Genomic DNA, 16,319 nt, shown 5'->3' on the forward strand with positions numbered 1-16,319 from the left:
GGTGCTCACCAACGGCCGGCCCGGACGCACAGCCCGCCGCAGTTGTTGTGCAGCACGTCAGGCTAGAGGTGCGGCAGCCGGGGGTCAGGGTTTGCGGTCGAGGTTCACCGTCATCGTCGGCGTCCACTTCTCGATGGGGCGGCGTACGGCCCTGCGCTCCCTGACAGCCTCCTGCGCCAGGCGGTTGGCTTCCTGCGCGTCCGGTGCGTCCACTTCGACCTCGGCACCGGCGTGTGCTTGAAGAAAGACTTTGTACCGGGGCATGCGTTCCTCCAACTGGCCACAGACTGAGCGGGAATACGGCGCGGCCACAATCGGCGCGACAGTGATCTGTAACGGCGCTGTGCAGCACGGGACTTGCTGCTGCGACGGCCGCCTGCCGCACTGTGCCGCACCCAGAAAGCTACGGTCCTGCTCCCCCTGCTGGCAGAGCGGTGACCAGGAACAACACCGCCGTTCCGCTGTGCGCCGGTGGCCGTGGCAGCAGCCAGACCGTGCGAGTGTCGACGGTTCGGGGAGGGCTGACGCGGCCCCGTTGGCCGCCTCGGCGGTCAAGTCGGCCGGGTTTTTTCTTCATGCTCACGCTTTCAGGTTCTTATAACTGCGGATGAATGAGGCGACATATGTCGGTTCAGAACTGATGAACTCCAGAACTTCTTCCGGACCACATGACTCATCTACCCACCAGAGGAATTTGACCAGCTCTTCAGGAGTGAGGCTGAGGTCTTCTTGCTCATCCTGCTTCTCTTCTTCTGTCACCGTACGTCTCCCGCCATCGGCATCTTCTGGGGGAGTTTGTGTAGGTCGAGGAGTTCCAGGATCTGCCCAGTCCGGCCCACCAGACATGCGAGGAACGAAATGCACTGTAGCCAAGTCTTTCGTGAGGCACACAGGACGATCATTGAGCTCTGACGTCTCTTCCTCGTCATTGTCGTCGAACACACGTCGAGTCATTATTTTGTCCTCGTTCCCCAGTAGTCGATGATTTCGGTCGTCGGCGTCGCTGCCCGCGCGGAACTCGTCGGTCACCTCGGCTGCCTCGTCTGTGCGCGTCCTGGCCGGCGCGGCTGTCCCACTGGCGGGCGCGGCGAGCCTTGCGAACCGATGCCATGACGTCGGCCTCATCGCGCAGCACGCGCGGTCCGGCAGCCTCGGCGAGCCTGAGCGCCTCGTGTCCGTCCTTCGTTGCCACGACCAGGCCCGAGGCGTGACGCGCGAGGTATCCGCAGCGGGCGAGTAGCCGCACCCGCTCACCCTTGACCCGCCGGCCTGTACGGCCGTCCGCGTCTACCGCGCGGAACCCGGAACCGTCGCCCTTCAGGCCGCCGTCGACAGCCAGCCGCACCGTGTCCACGAACGCGGTGCACCAGCCGAAAACGGTCATGGTCCGCGCGGCGTCGCTATCCGGGCACTGCGAGCCGACCGCGACCTGAGGGCCGGCGACCAGCGCCAGCCGGGGGCGGACGGCCGCCCCGAAGAAGGCGGCCGTCGTCTTGCTGCTCATCAGGCTCCCCACCCAACGCGAGCGGAGATCGCCAAGCGACGCCGAAACGGATCCACCGACAGCAGCGCCTCAGCCGGGGGCGCCGGGGCAGACTGCTCCCGGGTCCAGTGAGCGACCACCGCCAGCACGTTCTCCCGGCTGGCGAAGAACACGGGGCCCAGGCGGGGCGTAGTGGTGCTCATGACCGAGTTGGCGCCGATCACGTCGGCGAGGGTGACGACGTCGCCGACCGCGAGCGGGGAGCGAGGGGAGGCGGCCGGAGGGGGACCGGCGCTCGGGTCACACCGACGTCGATGGAGTCGCCGGGGTACAGGTTCACGGAGGATCCCTTCCAGGGAGCAGGGGCCGCCCGGCGCACGCGCCTGGCGGCGAGGTACGGGTCAGAGGTAGTTGGCGCGGATGATCTCGGCGATGTCCGCGGCGGCGGCGCGCAGCTCGTCAGGTCTGGTCGGGGCGCCGTTGGGGAGGTCCACGGTGAACCGCATGGGGTCGGCATCGTCGTCGAGCGCCACGACCAGGTCGTCGTCGTGGTCCACGTAGACGCGCAGCGTGGGCGTGCCGGGGCCCCAGAGCTTGCCGTAGGCACCGATGTAGCCGGACTCCGAGTCCCAACCCTCCCCGAGGACGCGCGCGGCTTCGTGGGCGTACTCGCCGATGACGTACGTGTACTCGGTGGTCCGGTCGGGGGTGAGCGGCGGCGGGATTATGACGCGGAGGGTGTCGCCGGTCTGCGGCTGGTCGAAGGCGCCTATCTCGACCAGGGCGTCGGCGACGAACGACCGCTCGAAGACGTCCTTGCAGGCCTTGCCGTCCGGGGAGTCGGTGAAGCAGGCGGTCACGCCCCAGGTTGCCCGGGCCGGACCGTCGTCGTTCACGGTGGTGACGCGGAAGCTGATCGCGGCGGGGCGGCGAGCCCTCGGCCGGTCGTTGAACCATTTCGCCAGTGCGGAGCGGAGGTCTTCCAGGAGGGTGCCGTTGTATCGGGTCGGGGTGACGTCCTTGGTCCACAGGCGCTGCTCGCCGCAGCCGCCGCACCGGTAGGCGTACAGGGTGTTGACCTCCTTGCAGACGCAGCGCCACAACAGGCCCGCGTGTAGCGCGAGATCGGTGAGCACACGCTGTTCGGACAGGAACGCGGCCTTCATCAGGTAGCTGATGGTCTCGGCGGCGACGGGGTGGGGCGTGGTCGAGCTGGTCACGAGTGTCCCTTCGGAGGGCCGCCCGTCACACGGCCGGGCCGCGGGGTGGGTGGGTCAGGCGGTGGGCGAGAACGTGTCGAGCCGCGGCTTGACGAACGTCCGGGCGACTACGAGTGCGGGGAGTTGCAGATGAACTCCCACAGCTCCTCGTCGGCCTCACGGCTACGAGCCCTTCCGCGCCGGGCACGGCCGCGGGAGCATGTGCGCCGTCGATGTCGATGAGAGAGCCGTCCTGCCGAACCACGGCCAGTTGAGCCAGTTGGCAGACGCCTCCCGTGCGGCGTCGTCCAGCCGCCCCGCGGTGACGGTGAACTGTTCCTGGTAACTGCCGGGCACGGTCATCGTGGTGCCGCCAGGGAGCTGCACCACGGCGGCGAGCCGTTTCCATGGCCGCGTCGAGGCAGTCCGGCGCCTCGATCGCGGTCGTGGTGCGGCTGTCGTCGTAGTCGGTGAGGTCGTCGGCCTTCACGTCGCCGTCGGCGTCGCGGTACGGGTCGAAGGACTTCCGCCGCTCGTCAGCAAGCTCCCGGTGGTCGCGAAGCAGGTCGACAACAGCGGTGGTGGGCACTGCAACGGTGCTGGTCACAGGTGCCCTTACGGTGTGTGGCTGGGAGACCGCGCCCCGGGCCGGCTGCGGGGCGCCGAGGCGCGGCGGGGGAGGGGATCAGTCGGCGGCCCGACCCTGTTCGGCGCGCAGTTCGGCGAGGCAGGTGATCACGGCGCGGGCGACGCTGCCCGGGAACGGGCCGCCGGACGTCCCTGCGCGCTCCCGGAACCGCTCGTTGGCCAGGCCCATGAACCAGACCGACGGGGAGTCGTTGGGACGGATGAGGGTGGCGAGCATGGCGGGCGTCGCCTTCAGCAGGTCGCGGGCCATCTCGTCTACGGCGGGGTGCGTGTGCAAGTCGGTAGCGGTCATCTCGATGACGGCAGGGGTGGAGGACACTGGGGCTCCGTTCGGGGCGTTGCGTGGTGGGCGGGAGAGTGCCGGCGGGAGCGGCTTAGGTCGCTCGCTCCCGCCCGAGCGGGCCGTCAGGCGTCCGTCTCGCGAAGCGCCTCGATGGCGGGCACTTCATCCGCGAGGAAGGCGATGCGGCGTGCGGCCCCTCCTCCTGCCGGCGCGGGCCAGGGTGAGGGCGTGCCCGGCGCTCACGGCGTCGGCGAAGCCGTACCGGGCCAGTCCGCGCGCGGCGATTCGCCGTTCAACGACCTCCCAGTCGTGCCCGGCGCGGAGCTGTGTGGTGCGGACGACGGAGTGCACGGGCAGGTCCGCCCTCTGCTCAGCGGTGAGCGGCGAGTCGGTATGAAAGGGCATCTGCCAGGACTCGGGCTTCTTCTCCAGGACGACCGGGCCCGGTTGCTCGTAGGCGTAGGCCATGACATCGCGCGCGCCGTCGACCAGCTCGGCCCAGCGGTCGGAGTCCAGCTCACCGGCAGCCGCAAGGCGGTCGAGATGCTCCGACGCCTTCAGCAGCACGTTGGGCATCTCATCGTTGGTCTCATCGTCGTCCTGGCCGAATTCGCGGTCGGGCGCCGCGCCGGTCTGGCCGGGTGCAGGTCGGCGAAGAGGTTAGCGGCGGTGTCGTATTGGTCCTGTCGCTTCTCCTCGGCGCGCTCCGACTCCCACTTGGCCTCCGACTTGGCGCGGCACCGGTCGTGCGGGGTAGAGAGCGGCCACCGCCCGGTGTCACGGCTGTCGCGGTAGAACGTGTCGTTCTCGCGGTGCCGGCGGGCGCAGATGCTGCGGTTGCCTCTACTTGAGCCACGACAAGCCGAACAGAACACGCAGAGACGGCCGGTTCACGTCGGTGTACATGCCGGGCATATCGAGTTTCACCCAGTAATGCTCCTGAAGGACGATGGCGCAGGACTCCAGCCCTTTACGCTGTTCACCCTGATCACCATCCAGGTCGAATGTGTGCCAGATGATCGACGTCTCGCCTTCGCGATGCTCCGCATGCCAGACCTCGAAACCAGCGCGCTGCTCCTTCCAGGAATACTCCGGGATACCTGCACGCTTCAGGTGGGCGCGAAGGTTCTGCTGCATGTTCTTGAGGGTCTGAACCTCTACAGCAATAATCGGCATTCCCGTTTCCCCTTTCCAATCGATTAAGGGACTAGTTGATTTCACCTACGTAGTGGGTGGAGTAGCGGCCTCCGTAAGGAACGATATCCAGAGCAATGCGGCGAGCCGCAGCCATAACGGAATCCTTACTTTCTCCCCAAACGGTGTGCCGCAGCTCCTCAGGAAGTTTCACGTCGCAGTCAACGACAACGTTTGTGGTCTCGGATTTTTCCGCGCACCGCTTGTGTGCGTGATCCGCGGTTACCGTGACCTCGTGGACGCCTTCTGCTTCCGGGGTCCACTGAATGTAGGCCCAATGCATTTCGCGCCCTCCAGGGTTAGCATGAGCAGACGTAAAGCTCTATGCCATCGCCAGTTTCCTGGTTCGCAATCCAGGCACCATCACTGCTCGGCTTCCGCTTGCTCGATTACCTTGCGGAGCGCTTCCGTATGCTGCTGGAGATTTTATGGAATTTCCGTTACGGGAACACGATGTTCCCACGCTGCACGTGGGCCTCGACGTAGGTCAGGGCCTCTCCTGAGAGACCCAGGGTGGGCAGGATTCTTCTTCCTGAGCAAGCTCAGGAAGGATCGTCAGCGTTCTCGGGTGGGTGGGGCCGGTGGGTGAAGGGGCTGCACGTTCCTGGTTTCCGGCGCCGGACTTGCAGTCGAACGGCATCGGGCGGCTCTGGCCCTTGCGGTAGACACGGGGGCTCACGGCGTGCGCCTACGGCAGTACGGTGCGGAGCCCGTTGGTGAGCAGGGCCACGGCCGCAGACAACTCGCGGGGCGTGGTCAGCGCGCCCATCTGAGCGGCAGCAGCCGAATGACTCTGACCAGCAGCGGCATTGAGTGCCGCTTGAACGGCGTGGCGGACGGTTTCCGTGACGCGCATCTGGACTTCGGTGTCCTCCAAGTCGGCGGCTGTGACCTGCCCGCGCCCCATGAGGCGGTTGGTCCTGGAGGCGACATCGAGGCTGGTGAGTTTGTCGTCGTCCGCTGCGGGGGCGAGAGCGGAGAGGTTCGCGCCGCCCAAGGCAGTACGGAGGTGTGAAGGGCAGTGGGTATGAAGGTTCATGGCGAGTTCGACAGCGAGGCCCCAGACGGCTGCCAGACCGTACCTGTTGGCCAGTTGCGTCATGAGTCCGAGCGCTGCCTGAAGATTCTCCTGCCTGAGAGCCATCACGTACGCGTCGGTGACGGTGCGTATGAGCCTCTCGGGCATCGGGGTACTGGGCACGGTGCTTTCCTCATTCGGGTGTTCGGGTGGCTGCGCGCCGACGAACTCGCCGGTGATGGGGTTGTCCCAGTCGTGATCGGTCATGACAGCGCTGCTCCTTGATCTTGTTGGGTACGCAGCTGGCTGGGGCCAGCACCGAAACTGCCGGTGGAGCTGGGCTGGTCGTTCCAGCAAGCCCCACCGGCAGGCAGGTGTTTCTTTGGCTCCCGAGCCGGCTGTGCCGGCCCAGCGCTTGCGCTTCAAAGCGGGTCTTCGAACTACCCATCGTGGTCACTGAGGTCGATCACCACTGATTGGCCCGTCGCGGGGGCCGTCAGCAGTCCAGGAGCGGGCCGTAGTGGTGGTGGTGAACGTCGATGGCTTCCTGGATGTCGGCTTCGGTGAAGCCGCACGCCTCGGGCGAGAGCGTGAGGTCGTAGAAGTCGATGGCGATGGCGATGTCCAGCAGCACGGCCAGCAGGTCCTTCAGGTCCCGGGGGCCAGTGTCACGGTGTGGTGGGCGCTGCCGGGAAAGAGCTGCTCGGTGACGAGATGGGCCATGCGGTGCCAGGCCGGATCCGGTCGGCCGAGGAGGTCGGCGCACAGGTGACGGGCGATCACGGTGGAGAGGGTGACGACCGGCGCGGCGAGCCTGACGTTCGGCCGACAGCGGTAGGGGGCCAACTGCGTGCTCCTTGGGTGTGGTCGGGCAGGACAGGACGTCGAGCGAGTCGAGTGCTCCTGTGGGAACTCGAATCCCGATCCCGGCTTGAACGACCAGGTGTCTTGCGTACATGGACGGCAGGAGCCAGGTCACGCTGGGTGTCAGACCTGCGTGGTGGTCCGCGTTGCCGGGGGGTTGGCACTCACGAACTGGAGGAACCAGTCGGGGATCTGCCCCAGCTCGGCGTGGTAGTGCGTCCAGATCTCCCGGACGGGAAGCCGACGCAGGCGCCCGTCGGGCAGGACCATCTGACCGGTTACCTCAATGCTGTTCCAGCGGGGCGTAGCGTCGCCGTTCTGAAACCAGCGGACGCGCAGCCTGACGGGCCGGACGGTCTCGCTGTCCTCGCCGTCCTCAACGGTGAAGTCCGGGCCGCACCGCCCCTGCCATACCTTTTCGTACGTCCGCTGCGGCGGCTTCGCCGTCATCGCGTCGTCGTACTGCACCACCTCGTCGAACCGCTCCACACGCAGGGAGGGCGTGAACTGTGCGGGTACGGAGGGTCCGTCGGCCGGCTGCTTCATGTCCTGCTCCTTTCCATAACCAGGCGGCTGCCGCCCGGTTGGTGCCGCTGCCAGGACCGGGTAGTCGGGCGGCGCGACAGCGGGCTCAATGGGTTCGGTCAGTTGGCACGCGTCGCCCGCGGCTCCTGGGGAGGAGCAGGCGGCGCGGGTTGGTCTCCTCGGGGTCGATGCCGAGGACAGGGTGGTCAGTACTTGCGGCGGGTGCGGAAGCTCTTCCAGTCCTTCTTCTTCAGTCGGGCCTTGTCGCCCAGGGCGTCGGGGACGCAGTCGACGGTCACGAAGGTGGCGCCCTTGCGGGTCACGATGCCTTCCCGTTCGTGCCGGACGAAGCGGCGCTCGTAGCCGTCGTTGTCCTCCGTCTCCGTGAAGCCGATACGGTCGCCAACCTTCACGTCCTCGAAGGTCACCCAGTCGAGCAGACCCAGCCATGCGGAGGGGTTCATCCTCACTGTGGCAGCGGTCTTCCGTTCCTCGGGTGTCGGTGCCTCGTCGCGGGCCAGGGCGGCGGCCAGGGTGACTGTGCGGCCGGTGTAGCGGCACAGGGAGTTGCCCGGCAGGAACGGGTCTCTGAGGGTCGGCGGTCGCCCCTGGTACATGGGCGGGAAGTGGTTGCCCAGCTTGCCGTCGCGGACTTTCACGCTGTCGTCGCACGGGCACAGGGCTTCGAGCGCGCCGTCGAAGCCGCTGATGCGGACGGGGAGCAGGACGGCGGGGTCGTGCCCGGTGGTGCCGGGGGCGAGGAACGGGGCAGGCACGAGTCTCTCCGACGGGTGGTGGGATGGGGGGCCGGGTGCCGCGCCCTATAGGGGTAGCGCGACCGCAGGGCCCCGTAGAGGCAGGGCCCAAGTCGTGGAGTGGCTTCCGGGCACCAGTGGCCCGCGGTATTCCGGCGGTGCACGTACTGCCATGCCGGTGCGCACCCTCTCAACGGGGACGTCGCCTCAGAGGGGCGCGTCGGTGACGGTGAAGACGCAGACATCCCCGTCAGTGGCATCGTCGCGGCCGAACTGGTCAGCCCAGACCGGGCGAGCGGCCCCAAGAGCTGTGCTTCCTTCAGCGTCAATCTCCCAGCTCACGCGCCACCTGGTGTCGTGCTCTGCTGTCGGATCGAGCCCTTCGGGCACAGACTCTTCGTCGTCCTCGTTCTCGCGGAAGCGCGCGAACGCTGCTCCAGCGTCGTCGGCGCAGATGCAGGAGACTCCGGCCCTGTGGTCGGGGATGACGGTCCAGACATCGCCGACGGCCCACGTGCGGACCTGGTCAATGCGGGACTCCGGCGTCCCTTGGCCGTCGAGGACTGCGGCAAATATGTCGAGCCAGTCACCCTGCGAGCAGTCGGAGATCGTCTGGATGACGACCGCGTACTTCTTCTCGGGGTGGAAGATGGCGAGCCAACGGCGCGCCCTGCCTCATCGGCTCCCGGGGTTGCGATCAACCCTCCTTGGGGTGTTCGTCAATCGGCTGAACCGTGTCCAGATCGACGACCTGGCCCACGCGAAGGGTGAGCAGTCCGCGCAGCTCCGCGATTTCACCCTTGCGCTCCGCGATACCCGCAGGGCTCAGGGGCCGACCGTCCTGCCTGAAGTCGCCTTGATCCAGAAACATCTGCAGTGTGAGTTCCCAGTGGTCTACCTGGTTTTGCGTGATCTTTTGCTTGCGGGCCATGCGTCAGTCCCTCCTCGAAGGGCGTGATGTGGGTTGGATGTCGTGCGGCACGACTTGGTCCAGCGCGAGCACGTCGTCGATGACACGGGAGCTTCTTCTTTGGGTGGCCGGCGGTTACTGGCTCTTTGCCCAGACTTGGCCAGGGCGGCGCCCCGCAGCGGTGCGCCGGCTTACGCGCCAGACCGAGGCTCACCTTGCCCTTGGCGACATAGACACCGCGGTGGCAGTCACCGAGACGAGCCATTGAGCAACCCGGTGGAGCGGACTCCGCCCGCGGCACCAGCACCCTGAACGACCTGAGGGAACAACTCGCCGCCCACCGCAGGGCGTCGCGTGGAGAACGGCCGAGCCGCCCCTGTGTCGTTCAGGCGTCGAGAAGCACGCAAACGGGGCACTCGGGTGCCCCGGACGGCGCGGCACGCTGTGGAGCGTAGCCGCACAGGCAACCGTGGAACGTGCCGTCACTCACGTGCATGTAGGCGTCTTCCCGCCCTCGGATCTGCTTGCGGGCATCGGTGATCTCACCGGGCTCGACGAAGGTGACGTGGGTGACGCCCATCGGGGCAAGGTTCCTCGCGATCGCATTCTTGAGGGTCGCAACATCCGGGTCGTCATCATCGACACTCAGCCCGGTGAACCCGACGTTCTGATCTGCCGGGCCCGGCTTGGGGTTCTTACGGGTCCCACTGGAGGTGAAGTCCTGCATTGTGCTGTCACTCCTCTGTCGTGGGTGGGTACGGCCAGCGCTTCGTGGTGCTTGTAGCGAGCGCAGGAATGCAGAAGTCCTGGGGAACACGGAGCTCTCCAGGGCTTCTCGTCGTCTCATGTCGTCACCCGGGGCGGCTGTGCCGTCCGTCCCGTATCACCGGTCTCCTGACCAGGACGGATCATGGGAGTAGATGCGCGTGCCGCTTGTCGCTCAGGTCGATCTCGACGCTCCGGCCAGTGAACCGCTCGATGACGGTGAAGACGCAGGCGTCGCCGTTGTCCGGCTGCTCGTTGTACCGCAGGAACTTTTACGGCCAGACGTCGAGAGCGGCCTGGACCGGGGAGACGCCTTCGTCGCTGTCGATCTCCCACCGCACGGGGTACGAACCGTCGTTGGTGATGTCGGGGCCGTGCTCGCCGGTGATGGGGTTGTCCCAGTCGTGATCGGTCATGAGAGCGCTGCTCCTTGATCTTGTTGGGTACGCGTCGCGCTCCGCTGTTGGGTCGAGCTCGGCGGGGGCGGAGCCTGGTCAAAGGCGAGGTTGATAGCCCGGATCCAGCCTTCCCGGGTGGCGTCGGCATCCGTCACCGAGTCGCGGCCAGTCATGGCGAGGGTGTCGACGGGGATGCTCATGGTCGAGCCTGCTCCCTCGTGTCGGGGTGTGGTTTCTGCTGGATCTCGGCCGCGTACGGTAGCCGGGACTCCTGGTCGGCCGTGCACCGGAACTCATCCAGCGATCCGCTGATGTACGAGTGCGGCTGATGATCGGCTTTGTCGCCGCACAGTCCGCGCGGGAGGTCGCCCTCGGTGTGCTGCACTCGGTGACGAGCGCCGCGACGAGCAGTTCGACGACCTTCTCGTCATTGGCCGGCCCGTGGTGCGAGGTGAAGACCTCGCCGTCGCGCGGCGTGAAGCTGACCTCGTGGGAGACCGAGCCGTAGGGCCCGCGGGTAGCGCTGTGGCCACTGGGCGAGAAACAGCCAGTGGATCCGACGGCCGCCTCGTTGGGATCCAGGAACACGATGCCCTGGCGCTCACGGTTCGCGAGGGCGGCACGGATGCCGGCTTGGAAGTCAGAGCCTTCAAGGGTCTGGGCGCAGCGCTGGTCTGCTTCTCCGATGCCCTGGAACATGCCGACTGCCTGGACGGCGGTCAGAGACATCTCCGAGGCGAAGTACACGTCGCTGTTCGGATCGAAGCCGACCTGGGTCTAGCTTCCGGCGTCGTTGGGGTCTTCGTAGATGGGCTGCACGGTGTCCAGGTCGACGACCTGGCCCACGCGAAGGGTGTTCAGGCCTCGGAGCATCGCGATCTCCTGCTTGCACTCCGCGATGCCGGCGGGGCTCAGCGGCCGGCCGCCCTGCCTGAAATTGCCCTCTTCGAGCATCTGTTCCAGCGCGTTCTTCCAGTGGTCGACCTGGTACTTCGTGATCGTCTGCGTGCGGGCCATGAGTCAGTCCCCCTAGAAGGGCGTGATGTGGGTTGGATGCTGCGCGTGATGGTGAAGTTAGGCGCGGGGGTTCAGTGTCATGTGCCGGCGCAGGCTCCGCCCTGCGCCGGCGAGGACGTCAGTGACCTCCTTGGGAAACGTCACGTAGACGAAGTCGAGAGAGGTCACCCTGTCGAACAGAAGCATCACGGCCTCGTGGCGTGGGATGCCGCGGCTCATGAGGTAGAACAGCTCCCCTTCGTCGAGCACTGGCTGCCCTCCGAGCGAGTTGAGGGTCGCTTCGGGATCCGACGCGAGCTCCATTGGGCGGTCGGCGACGACGTACTCGTGCGGCCACAGGTGCAGGTCTCCCCGGGGCGTGGCGATGACCGCCTGTTTGGGGTACACCTTGGCGGCCTGCTTGCCGTGGCCGACGGTGATCGCGCCAGAGTTCAGCTGGTGCGGACGGGCACGCCACATCGACAGCTCGGGGACGCGGAACCTCGAGCGAAGCTCGGTCATCGGCTCCTCGACCACGATGATCCACGCGCCCTCCTCCGGGACGGCCTTGCCGTCCTGCTCAGGGAAGTACATCGACGGCTCAGCGCCGATGGAGTCGGCGTGCTCCTTCACGGCGACCAGAGAGCGAATGTGCGGGGCAGCCTCGGTTAGGTGGGTCATGGGGTGCCTGTCTGTCAACGTTCGTTGGTGCGGATCAGCAGATCCGCGGGGAAGTCGCCAGCGCCGGGCGAGAGCAAGGCCACGAGACCGTCGGTGCCGATCCTGACGATGGTGTCGGTGCGCCCGGCGATGCCATCGGTGATCGAGAGTGACCTCGCCGCGATGCGGTCCACCGTCGCTCCTTCCGGGATCAGCACCGAGTCGCCGGCGCGAAGTGGACGATCGAAGTAGTCGTGGACGGAGTCCGGTTCCGCGTCGGGGAGGGAGATCTCTTCGCACCCAGTGAGCTGTTCGAACACGGCCTGCGGGATGACCAGTGCTTCGCCGAAGGTCACCTTGGTATCGTCGGTGCTGCCGACGTAGACGATCAGCGGTTCACCGTCGTCGGCGAGCCGGGTCACCCGGCCGATCGCCAGGGACGCGTAGGACTCGTGACCCTTGTCGATGCTGGGCTCGGCGACGATGACGTAGTCACCGGGCTTGGGTCGGTCGGTGTTATGGAACATGCGTCGGCTCGATTTGGATGTGCGGGCATCGATGCTCATGACGGACCTCCATCCGGATCTGCAAATTCCGTGATCCGATCGAGCAGGCTACCGATGAGGCTCCAGAGCTCGTCGTCGTTCTCGTGCTTGGCCAGCCACTCGGCTGCCTGCACGGACCGGTCGTCCTCGCGGTCACGCAAGGCGTCCGCGAGGGCCCGCGGTACTGCGTTGTCCCAGACAGCAGGCACAGCCCCGTCGACGATGTTGATGGCGCTGCGGACGTGTCGCTTGCGCTCAAGCAAGTCCGCGCGCTGCGCGCTGCGTTCCTCGAAGCGGGCGAGGTGCGCCGCGCAGCAACTGTCGAGCGGTCCGGGTTTCTCGGTGTCCCGGTAGGAGCTGAGGTACCGGTCGGTCTCGGCTGATTTGTCGTACAACGCGTCGAGGGCGACGCTCTGCTGGCGTTCGGTCAGCTCGATGCTGATGGTGGGTTCGGCGGCCGTCATCGCGAAGCCTCTTTGTGGTCGGACGCCACGCCCTCGGCACAGAGCCCGCCGAGGGCCATGAGCACGTCCATGCGGTGCCCGCCCCAGTGGACGGTCCGCTGACCCTCCAACTTGACGGTGATCACCGGGGTCTGCTGGTAGCCGAGCTTCTCAGTGACGTGGCGGTGGTTCTCGTCGCCCGGCTCAAGGTCGACCTTCGTGTAGGCGATGCCTTTGCCGTCGAAGATCTGTATGGCTTTGTCGCAGTTCGGGCAGTCGTGCGGGCCGTCGTGCGGGCCGTCGATCGTGATCGTCGGCAGAACATGCGTGGTCCGCGGGAGGTCCATGCTGTTGACGGGAGGCATGCGAATGCCTTTCTGGCTCGTGTGGGAGGGACTGCGGCTGTGTGGAGGCGCGGTGCGCAGCTAGGCCGCGACGACGGTGACGCCCTCGTCGAGCACAGTGTGGATCTCGTCGATGCGCTGCTGGTCGATTTCCGTCGTCGATTCAGCGGGAGAACCGGCAGCATGCTGCTGCACATGAGTGCGCTGGGCGGAGGTCCTCCTCTTCTTCGGCGGCACGCCGGCGTCCATCGAGATGGTGACGGCGCGTGCGGTGCCGCCGCTGCCGTCGGCCATGTCAGGGATCAGCTCACAGAAGTAGTGGCCGGTCTCGATGTCGAGTGCTTCGTCGAACTTCCACCCGGTGATGTATGCGGTTCCGCTGGAGTTGAGCCCACGGACTTCGTAGACGTGCTCACCGGTCTCGTTGTCGGCGCAACGCTGCAGCATGAGCTTGCGGGCGTCCCGGTCCACAAGGACGACGAGCTTCATCGTTGGCATGTTGCCCGGCCAGCGAGCACTGTCGTCGCCTGGCGTGGGACGGAGCCAGTCCCGCGTGCCCGCGGACAGGGTGATCTGCGAGCGTCCGTTCTCGCTGTGGAGCACGGTGAGCTTCGCTGGTCCCTGCTTTCGCCGCGGCTGTCCCAGGTCAGGGCGATAGATCTCGAAGGGCATGATTGCGGTCCTTTCAGAGGCCGGTCAGGCGGATGTGCCTGGGACAGCCGGCGAGGTGGTGGCTCAGACGCGCGATGTACGGTCGCCAGCCGGTCTTCCCACGAGGGGTAGGTCTGGCGGGTGGTGCCGCTGTAGGCCTGCATCAGCGAGCCTCCTTGGTGTCGGGTTGGCGGCCGATGCATGTCCCAGCTGGTGCACTGAGGGGCCTCATCGGTGCCTTGCCCGGGGCATCGGCGATCAGCGTCGCCCTCGCGTCTGGCCGGTGGCTGCAACGCGTCTTGTTCGGTGCATCACCCGGACTCGGAAATGCCACTGCCGAGACGTCGATGGGCAAGAAGGGAACAGGCCGGGTGTTCGTGCACCCGGCATGTTCCGGTATCGATCCCACACCCGGGTCGGCTATGCCGACCCGGACCGCCGAGCCCAGCACCCGTAGGACGCGAAGCCGAGGGGATCACGCTGTCACCCTCGAAACGTGACGCGAAGTTCTTGCTCTACCGGAGGGCGGTGATCTTCTCCATGAAGGAGTCCTCTTCTTGATCATGCGTGTCGGTGAGCGGTCGCCGCAGCGACAGCCCAGCTGTGGGATCACAACCGGGCTGTCGTCGGATGGGTGCGGGTCAGACCCGCTCGGAGGCCCAAAGGTCGTTGAGATCCTCGCGGATCTCTTCTTCCAGGGCAGCGAGGAGTGCCTGCTCGGCGTTGAAGTCCCCGGACACGGCCCGGATGAGGTCGTCCTGGACCTGCTGCTTGCTGGCGAGCACCGAGGGCATCCGCTCGTCCTGCGTGCCCTTGGCGATGAGCCGATGGATTGTCACCGGCTTCGTCTGGCCCGTGCGGAAGAGCCGGCCGTTGGTCTGCAGGTAGTGCTCGAGCGAGAAGGGCAGCGTGTACCAGATCAGTGTCGAGCCGCCGTGCTGCAGGTTCAGGCCGTGCCCGGCGGCGGCGGGGTGGAGCAGCATCACGGGGATCTGCTGGGCATTCCACCGGCGGACCATGTCGCGTGAGCCGTCGAAGGCCTGTGCGTCGATGGCGGCCTTCCGGAGCCGCGTGAGCAGCTGCTCCTTGTCGGACTTGAAGTGATAGGCGATGAGTACGGGCTCGCGGCCGTTGTTCCGCACCAGGTACTCGGTCATCTCGATCTTCTTCTCGTGGATGACCTCGTACCGGCCTTTCGTGGCCGGGTCGTCAGGATCCGCGGTGTAGAGCGTGCCCGAGGCGAACTGCATCAGCTTGCTCGTGAGCACCGCCTGGTTCGCGGCGACGATCGATTCGACGCTCTGCGTCAGCTTCCCGTCGTCGTCGATGTAGGTCTGCACGATGTCCAGGACCAGGTCACGCTTGAAGTCCTTGTAGGCCTGGAGCAGGTCCGGCGGGAGTGTGACGTTGACGTCCTGGATGGTGAGCGCCGGGAGCTGCAGGTTCGTGTTCTGCGCACTCATCACCAAGTGCGAGATGGCCTGATGGATCTCAGCCTCGGCGTTCGCCGTGGGGATCCACTTTGCCGGCGTCGTGGTGCCGGGAACCATCTTCGGCGTGAACCAGCGGTTGCGGAACGCGGTGATGTTCTGGCCCAGCGCCTGGCCCAGGTCGAGCAGGTAGGCCTGGCTCCACAAGTCGTGGAGACCCTCAGGGCTGGGCGTTCCCGTCAGCTCGATGAGTCGGTTCATGGCCGGCCGCACCGTCGCCAGCGCCACGAAGCGCTGCGAGTCGTGCGACTTGAAACCCTGGGACTCATCGATGATGACCGTCTGGAAGGGCCAGATGATGGTGTTCTGGCCGTTGATGTTCTGGACCGGCAGCTGGTCGACCAGACCGAAGCGGCACTGAGCGCAGCCTGCGCCGGAACAGGTTCGGCAGTCATAGGCTTCCCACGTCACCAGGGCCGACTTGAGCAACTCCTGAATCCAGGCGCGGATCTTGGCCTTGGCGGGGACCCGCTTGTTGGCGTTGCCGGCGACCAGAGCACGGTAGTCGTCGATCAGCTCGTCTCTGCCCAGTGGCCCCCGCGCCTGGAGAAAACCCAGGATCGCCGTCGCCTCCGGTGAGACGGTCGGGGCAGGCACTGCGCCTGGCACCGGCGTGATCAGCTTCGTCTCCTGGGACGGCTGAGTCAGCAGCTCCTGGTTGATGAAGTACATCGTCGGTGGATCGGTGGCGACCTCCTGGAAGCGCTTCAGGCGCTTGGCCTTGGAGAGCTTGCTGTCGTTCTCGTCGACGATGAGCGACTTCATCCGGATGGGGAAGCCCCACTTCTCGATCTCGTCGATCCAGGTGGAGCGGGCGATCGCCACGGGCGCGATGACGAGGATGTGCCCCATCGGGCGGATCGTCTGCAGGACACTGAGGATCGTGAGCGTCTTACCGGCCCCGATGTCGAGCCATGCACCGGCGAAGGGATGGTCAACGAGGAAGTCGTGGATCTGCTGCTGATGCGGCATCAGCGAGATCGGGGACGGAGCAGTAGCCGTAGTCATGTCGCTGGTCATCCCTTCTCTTCGAGTGAGTGGTCAGGCATCGAATGCCTCTTGAATGAAGGCGAGCCGGGCATGGGCCCCGTCGGCTCTCTGTTTTGCTGCGCGCCCTCGGTCTCCAGCTCGTGCCGACCCTCGCTTCG

At 66.4% G+C, this 16,319-nt stretch carries 24 protein-coding genes; 1 reads left to right on the forward strand and 23 read right to left on the reverse strand.

All coding sequences use genetic code 11. The features are described 5' to 3' along the window. Window positions 1-84 precede the first annotated feature (84 nt). The 16 genes from OG241_RS08000 to OG241_RS08075 all read right to left on the reverse strand — a co-directional run bounded on the left by OG241_RS08000 (window position 85) and on the right by OG241_RS08075 (window position 10,060). Complete coding sequence (locus OG241_RS08000) at window positions 85-264, reverse strand: hypothetical protein (protein ID WP_319094572.1); 180 nt, start codon at window positions 262-264, stop codon at window positions 85-87. Between the two features lie 315 nt (window positions 265-579). Continuing rightward, window positions 580-942 (reverse strand): hypothetical protein, encoded by a 363-nt coding sequence (locus tag OG241_RS08005; RefSeq protein WP_319094573.1) that lies wholly within the window; start codon window positions 940-942, stop codon window positions 580-582. Beyond that, complete coding sequence (locus OG241_RS08010) at window positions 926-1,504, reverse strand: hypothetical protein (RefSeq protein WP_405814534.1); 579 nt, start codon at window positions 1,502-1,504, stop codon at window positions 926-928. Before OG241_RS08010 ends, OG241_RS08005 begins: the two co-directional genes overlap by 17 nt. Before the next feature lie 380 nt (window positions 1,505-1,884). After that, on the reverse strand, window positions 1,885-2,703 hold the full coding sequence (locus OG241_RS08015; protein WP_405814536.1) for a hypothetical protein: 819 nt from the start codon (window positions 2,701-2,703) through the stop codon (window positions 1,885-1,887). 162 nt (window positions 2,704-2,865) lie between these two features. Further along, complete coding sequence (locus OG241_RS08020; protein ID WP_319094576.1) at window positions 2,866-3,072, reverse strand: hypothetical protein; 207 nt, start codon at window positions 3,070-3,072, stop codon at window positions 2,866-2,868. A 295-nt stretch (window positions 3,073-3,367) separates the two neighbouring features. Next, a complete protein-coding gene (locus OG241_RS08025; RefSeq protein ID WP_319094577.1) occupies window positions 3,368-3,649 on the reverse strand; it encodes a hypothetical protein in 282 nt (93 codons plus the stop codon). Window positions 3,650-3,775: 126 nt separating this feature from the next. Continuing rightward, window positions 3,776-4,189 carry a hypothetical protein gene (locus tag OG241_RS08030; RefSeq protein ID WP_405814537.1) on the reverse strand — a complete coding sequence of 138 codons (414 nt, stop codon included), beginning with the start codon at window positions 4,187-4,189 and terminating at the stop codon, window positions 3,776-3,778. A gap of 267 nt (window positions 4,190-4,456) precedes the next feature. Beyond that, complete coding sequence (locus OG241_RS08035; RefSeq protein WP_405814538.1) at window positions 4,457-4,789, reverse strand: hypothetical protein; 333 nt, start codon at window positions 4,787-4,789, stop codon at window positions 4,457-4,459. A 706-nt stretch (window positions 4,790-5,495) separates the two neighbouring features. Next, window positions 5,496-6,092 carry a hypothetical protein gene (locus OG241_RS08040; protein ID WP_405814539.1) on the reverse strand — a complete coding sequence of 199 codons (597 nt, stop codon included), beginning with the start codon at window positions 6,090-6,092 and terminating at the stop codon, window positions 5,496-5,498. Window positions 6,093-6,321: 229 nt separating this feature from the next. Next, entirely contained in the window at window positions 6,322-6,459 is a 138-nt protein-coding gene (locus tag OG241_RS08045; protein WP_405776103.1) for a hypothetical protein, read from the reverse strand. A gap of 14 nt (window positions 6,460-6,473) precedes the next feature. Beyond that, complete coding sequence (locus OG241_RS08050; RefSeq protein ID WP_405776101.1) at window positions 6,474-6,671, reverse strand: hypothetical protein; 198 nt, start codon at window positions 6,669-6,671, stop codon at window positions 6,474-6,476. A gap of 141 nt (window positions 6,672-6,812) precedes the next feature. Then, on the reverse strand, window positions 6,813-7,235 hold the full coding sequence (locus tag OG241_RS08055) for a hypothetical protein (protein ID WP_405814540.1): 423 nt from the start codon (window positions 7,233-7,235) through the stop codon (window positions 6,813-6,815). Window positions 7,236-7,420: 185 nt separating this feature from the next. Beyond that, entirely contained in the window at window positions 7,421-7,990 is a 570-nt protein-coding gene (locus OG241_RS08060; protein WP_405776097.1) for a hypothetical protein, read from the reverse strand. A gap of 676 nt (window positions 7,991-8,666) precedes the next feature. Next, window positions 8,667-8,900, reverse strand: coding sequence for a hypothetical protein (locus OG241_RS08065; RefSeq protein ID WP_319094585.1), 234 nt, complete (start codon window positions 8,898-8,900; stop codon window positions 8,667-8,669). Window positions 8,901-9,264: 364 nt separating this feature from the next. Next, window positions 9,265-9,606 (reverse strand): hypothetical protein, encoded by a 342-nt coding sequence (locus OG241_RS08070; protein WP_319094586.1) that lies wholly within the window; start codon window positions 9,604-9,606, stop codon window positions 9,265-9,267. A 310-nt stretch (window positions 9,607-9,916) separates the two neighbouring features. Then, window positions 9,917-10,060 (reverse strand): hypothetical protein, encoded by a 144-nt coding sequence (locus OG241_RS08075; protein ID WP_405814541.1) that lies wholly within the window; start codon window positions 10,058-10,060, stop codon window positions 9,917-9,919. A gap of 310 nt (window positions 10,061-10,370) precedes the next feature. Here OG241_RS08075 and OG241_RS08080 point away from each other — a divergent pair, with 310 nt between their 5' ends. Next, on the forward strand, window positions 10,371-10,550 hold the full coding sequence (locus tag OG241_RS08080) for a hypothetical protein (RefSeq protein ID WP_405814542.1): 180 nt from the start codon (window positions 10,371-10,373) through the stop codon (window positions 10,548-10,550). Between the two features lie 269 nt (window positions 10,551-10,819). Here the strand turns inward: OG241_RS08080 and OG241_RS08085 are convergent, their stop codons facing one another. From OG241_RS08085 to OG241_RS08115, 7 genes are all read right to left on the reverse strand, one after another. Further along, window positions 10,820-11,059 (reverse strand): hypothetical protein, encoded by a 240-nt coding sequence (locus tag OG241_RS08085; RefSeq protein ID WP_405814543.1) that lies wholly within the window; start codon window positions 11,057-11,059, stop codon window positions 10,820-10,822. 57 nt (window positions 11,060-11,116) lie between these two features. Then, on the reverse strand, window positions 11,117-11,719 hold the full coding sequence (locus tag OG241_RS08090; RefSeq protein ID WP_405776089.1) for a hypothetical protein: 603 nt from the start codon (window positions 11,717-11,719) through the stop codon (window positions 11,117-11,119). A 14-nt stretch (window positions 11,720-11,733) separates the two neighbouring features. Then, window positions 11,734-12,264, reverse strand: coding sequence for a hypothetical protein (locus OG241_RS08095; RefSeq protein WP_405776087.1), 531 nt, complete (start codon window positions 12,262-12,264; stop codon window positions 11,734-11,736). Continuing rightward, window positions 12,261-12,707: a hypothetical protein gene (locus tag OG241_RS08100; protein WP_405776085.1), complete on the reverse strand. Its 447-nt coding sequence runs from the start codon at window positions 12,705-12,707 to the stop codon at window positions 12,261-12,263. The genes OG241_RS08095 and OG241_RS08100 overlap by 4 nt, the downstream gene beginning before the upstream one ends. Further along, the gene (locus OG241_RS08105; RefSeq protein ID WP_405814544.1) at window positions 12,704-13,033 is read right to left on the reverse strand and encodes a glutaredoxin family protein; all 330 of its coding nucleotides are present in this window, start codon (window positions 13,031-13,033) and stop codon (window positions 12,704-12,706) included. Before OG241_RS08105 ends, OG241_RS08100 begins: the two co-directional genes overlap by 4 nt. A 78-nt stretch (window positions 13,034-13,111) precedes the next feature. After that, window positions 13,112-13,702, reverse strand: a complete 591-nt coding sequence (locus tag OG241_RS08110) for a hypothetical protein (RefSeq protein WP_405814545.1) — start codon at window positions 13,700-13,702, stop codon at window positions 13,112-13,114. A 620-nt stretch (window positions 13,703-14,322) separates the two neighbouring features. After that, complete coding sequence (locus tag OG241_RS08115) at window positions 14,323-16,191, reverse strand: SNF2-related protein (RefSeq protein ID WP_405776079.1); 1,869 nt, start codon at window positions 16,189-16,191, stop codon at window positions 14,323-14,325. Window positions 16,192-16,319: the final 128 nt, after the last annotated feature.

Source organism: Streptomyces sp. NBC_01390 (assembly GCF_045040105.1).
GTDB lineage: Bacteria > Actinomycetota > Actinomycetes > Streptomycetales > Streptomycetaceae > Streptomyces.

Coding starts and splice junctions, on each gene's coding strand:
- OG241_RS08010 (WP_405814534.1), bottom strand. CDS start 1,504: ATGAGCAGCAAGACGACGGCCGCCTTCTTCGGGGCGGCCGTCCGCCCC.
- OG241_RS08085 (WP_405814543.1), bottom strand. CDS start 11,059: ATGGCCCGCACGCAGACGATCACGAAGTACCAGGTCGACCACTGGAAG.
- OG241_RS08000 (WP_319094572.1), bottom strand. CDS start 264: ATGCCCCGGTACAAAGTCTTTCTTCAAGCACACGCCGGTGCCGAGGTC.
- OG241_RS08035 (WP_405814538.1), bottom strand. CDS start 4,789: ATGCCGATTATTGCTGTAGAGGTTCAGACCCTCAAGAACATGCAGCAG.
- OG241_RS08070 (WP_319094586.1), bottom strand. CDS start 9,606: ATGCAGGACTTCACCTCCAGTGGGACCCGTAAGAACCCCAAGCCGGGC.
- OG241_RS08095 (WP_405776087.1), bottom strand. CDS start 12,264: ATGAGCATCGATGCCCGCACATCCAAATCGAGCCGACGCATGTTCCAT.
- OG241_RS08055 (WP_405814540.1), bottom strand. CDS start 7,235: ATGAAGCAGCCGGCCGACGGACCCTCCGTACCCGCACAGTTCACGCCC.
- OG241_RS08110 (WP_405814545.1), bottom strand. CDS start 13,702: ATGCCCTTCGAGATCTATCGCCCTGACCTGGGACAGCCGCGGCGAAAG.
- OG241_RS08105 (WP_405814544.1), bottom strand. CDS start 13,033: ATGGACCTCCCGCGGACCACGCATGTTCTGCCGACGATCACGATCGAC.
- OG241_RS08030 (WP_405814537.1), bottom strand. CDS start 4,189: ATGCCCAACGTGCTGCTGAAGGCGTCGGAGCATCTCGACCGCCTTGCG.
- OG241_RS08090 (WP_405776089.1), bottom strand. CDS start 11,719: ATGACCCACCTAACCGAGGCTGCCCCGCACATTCGCTCTCTGGTCGCC.
- OG241_RS08040 (WP_405814539.1), bottom strand. CDS start 6,092: ATGACCGATCACGACTGGGACAACCCCATCACCGGCGAGTTCGTCGGC.
- OG241_RS08115 (WP_405776079.1), bottom strand. CDS start 16,191: ATGACCAGCGACATGACTACGGCTACTGCTCCGTCCCCGATCTCGCTG.
- OG241_RS08065 (WP_319094585.1), bottom strand. CDS start 8,900: ATGGCCCGCAAGCAAAAGATCACGCAAAACCAGGTAGACCACTGGGAA.
- OG241_RS08080 (WP_405814542.1), top strand. CDS start 10,371: ATGATCGGCTTTGTCGCCGCACAGTCCGCGCGGGAGGTCGCCCTCGGT.
- OG241_RS08100 (WP_405776085.1), bottom strand. CDS start 12,707: ATGACGGCCGCCGAACCCACCATCAGCATCGAGCTGACCGAACGCCAG.
- OG241_RS08075 (WP_405814541.1), bottom strand. CDS start 10,060: ATGACCGATCACGACTGGGACAACCCCATCACCGGCGAGCACGGCCCC.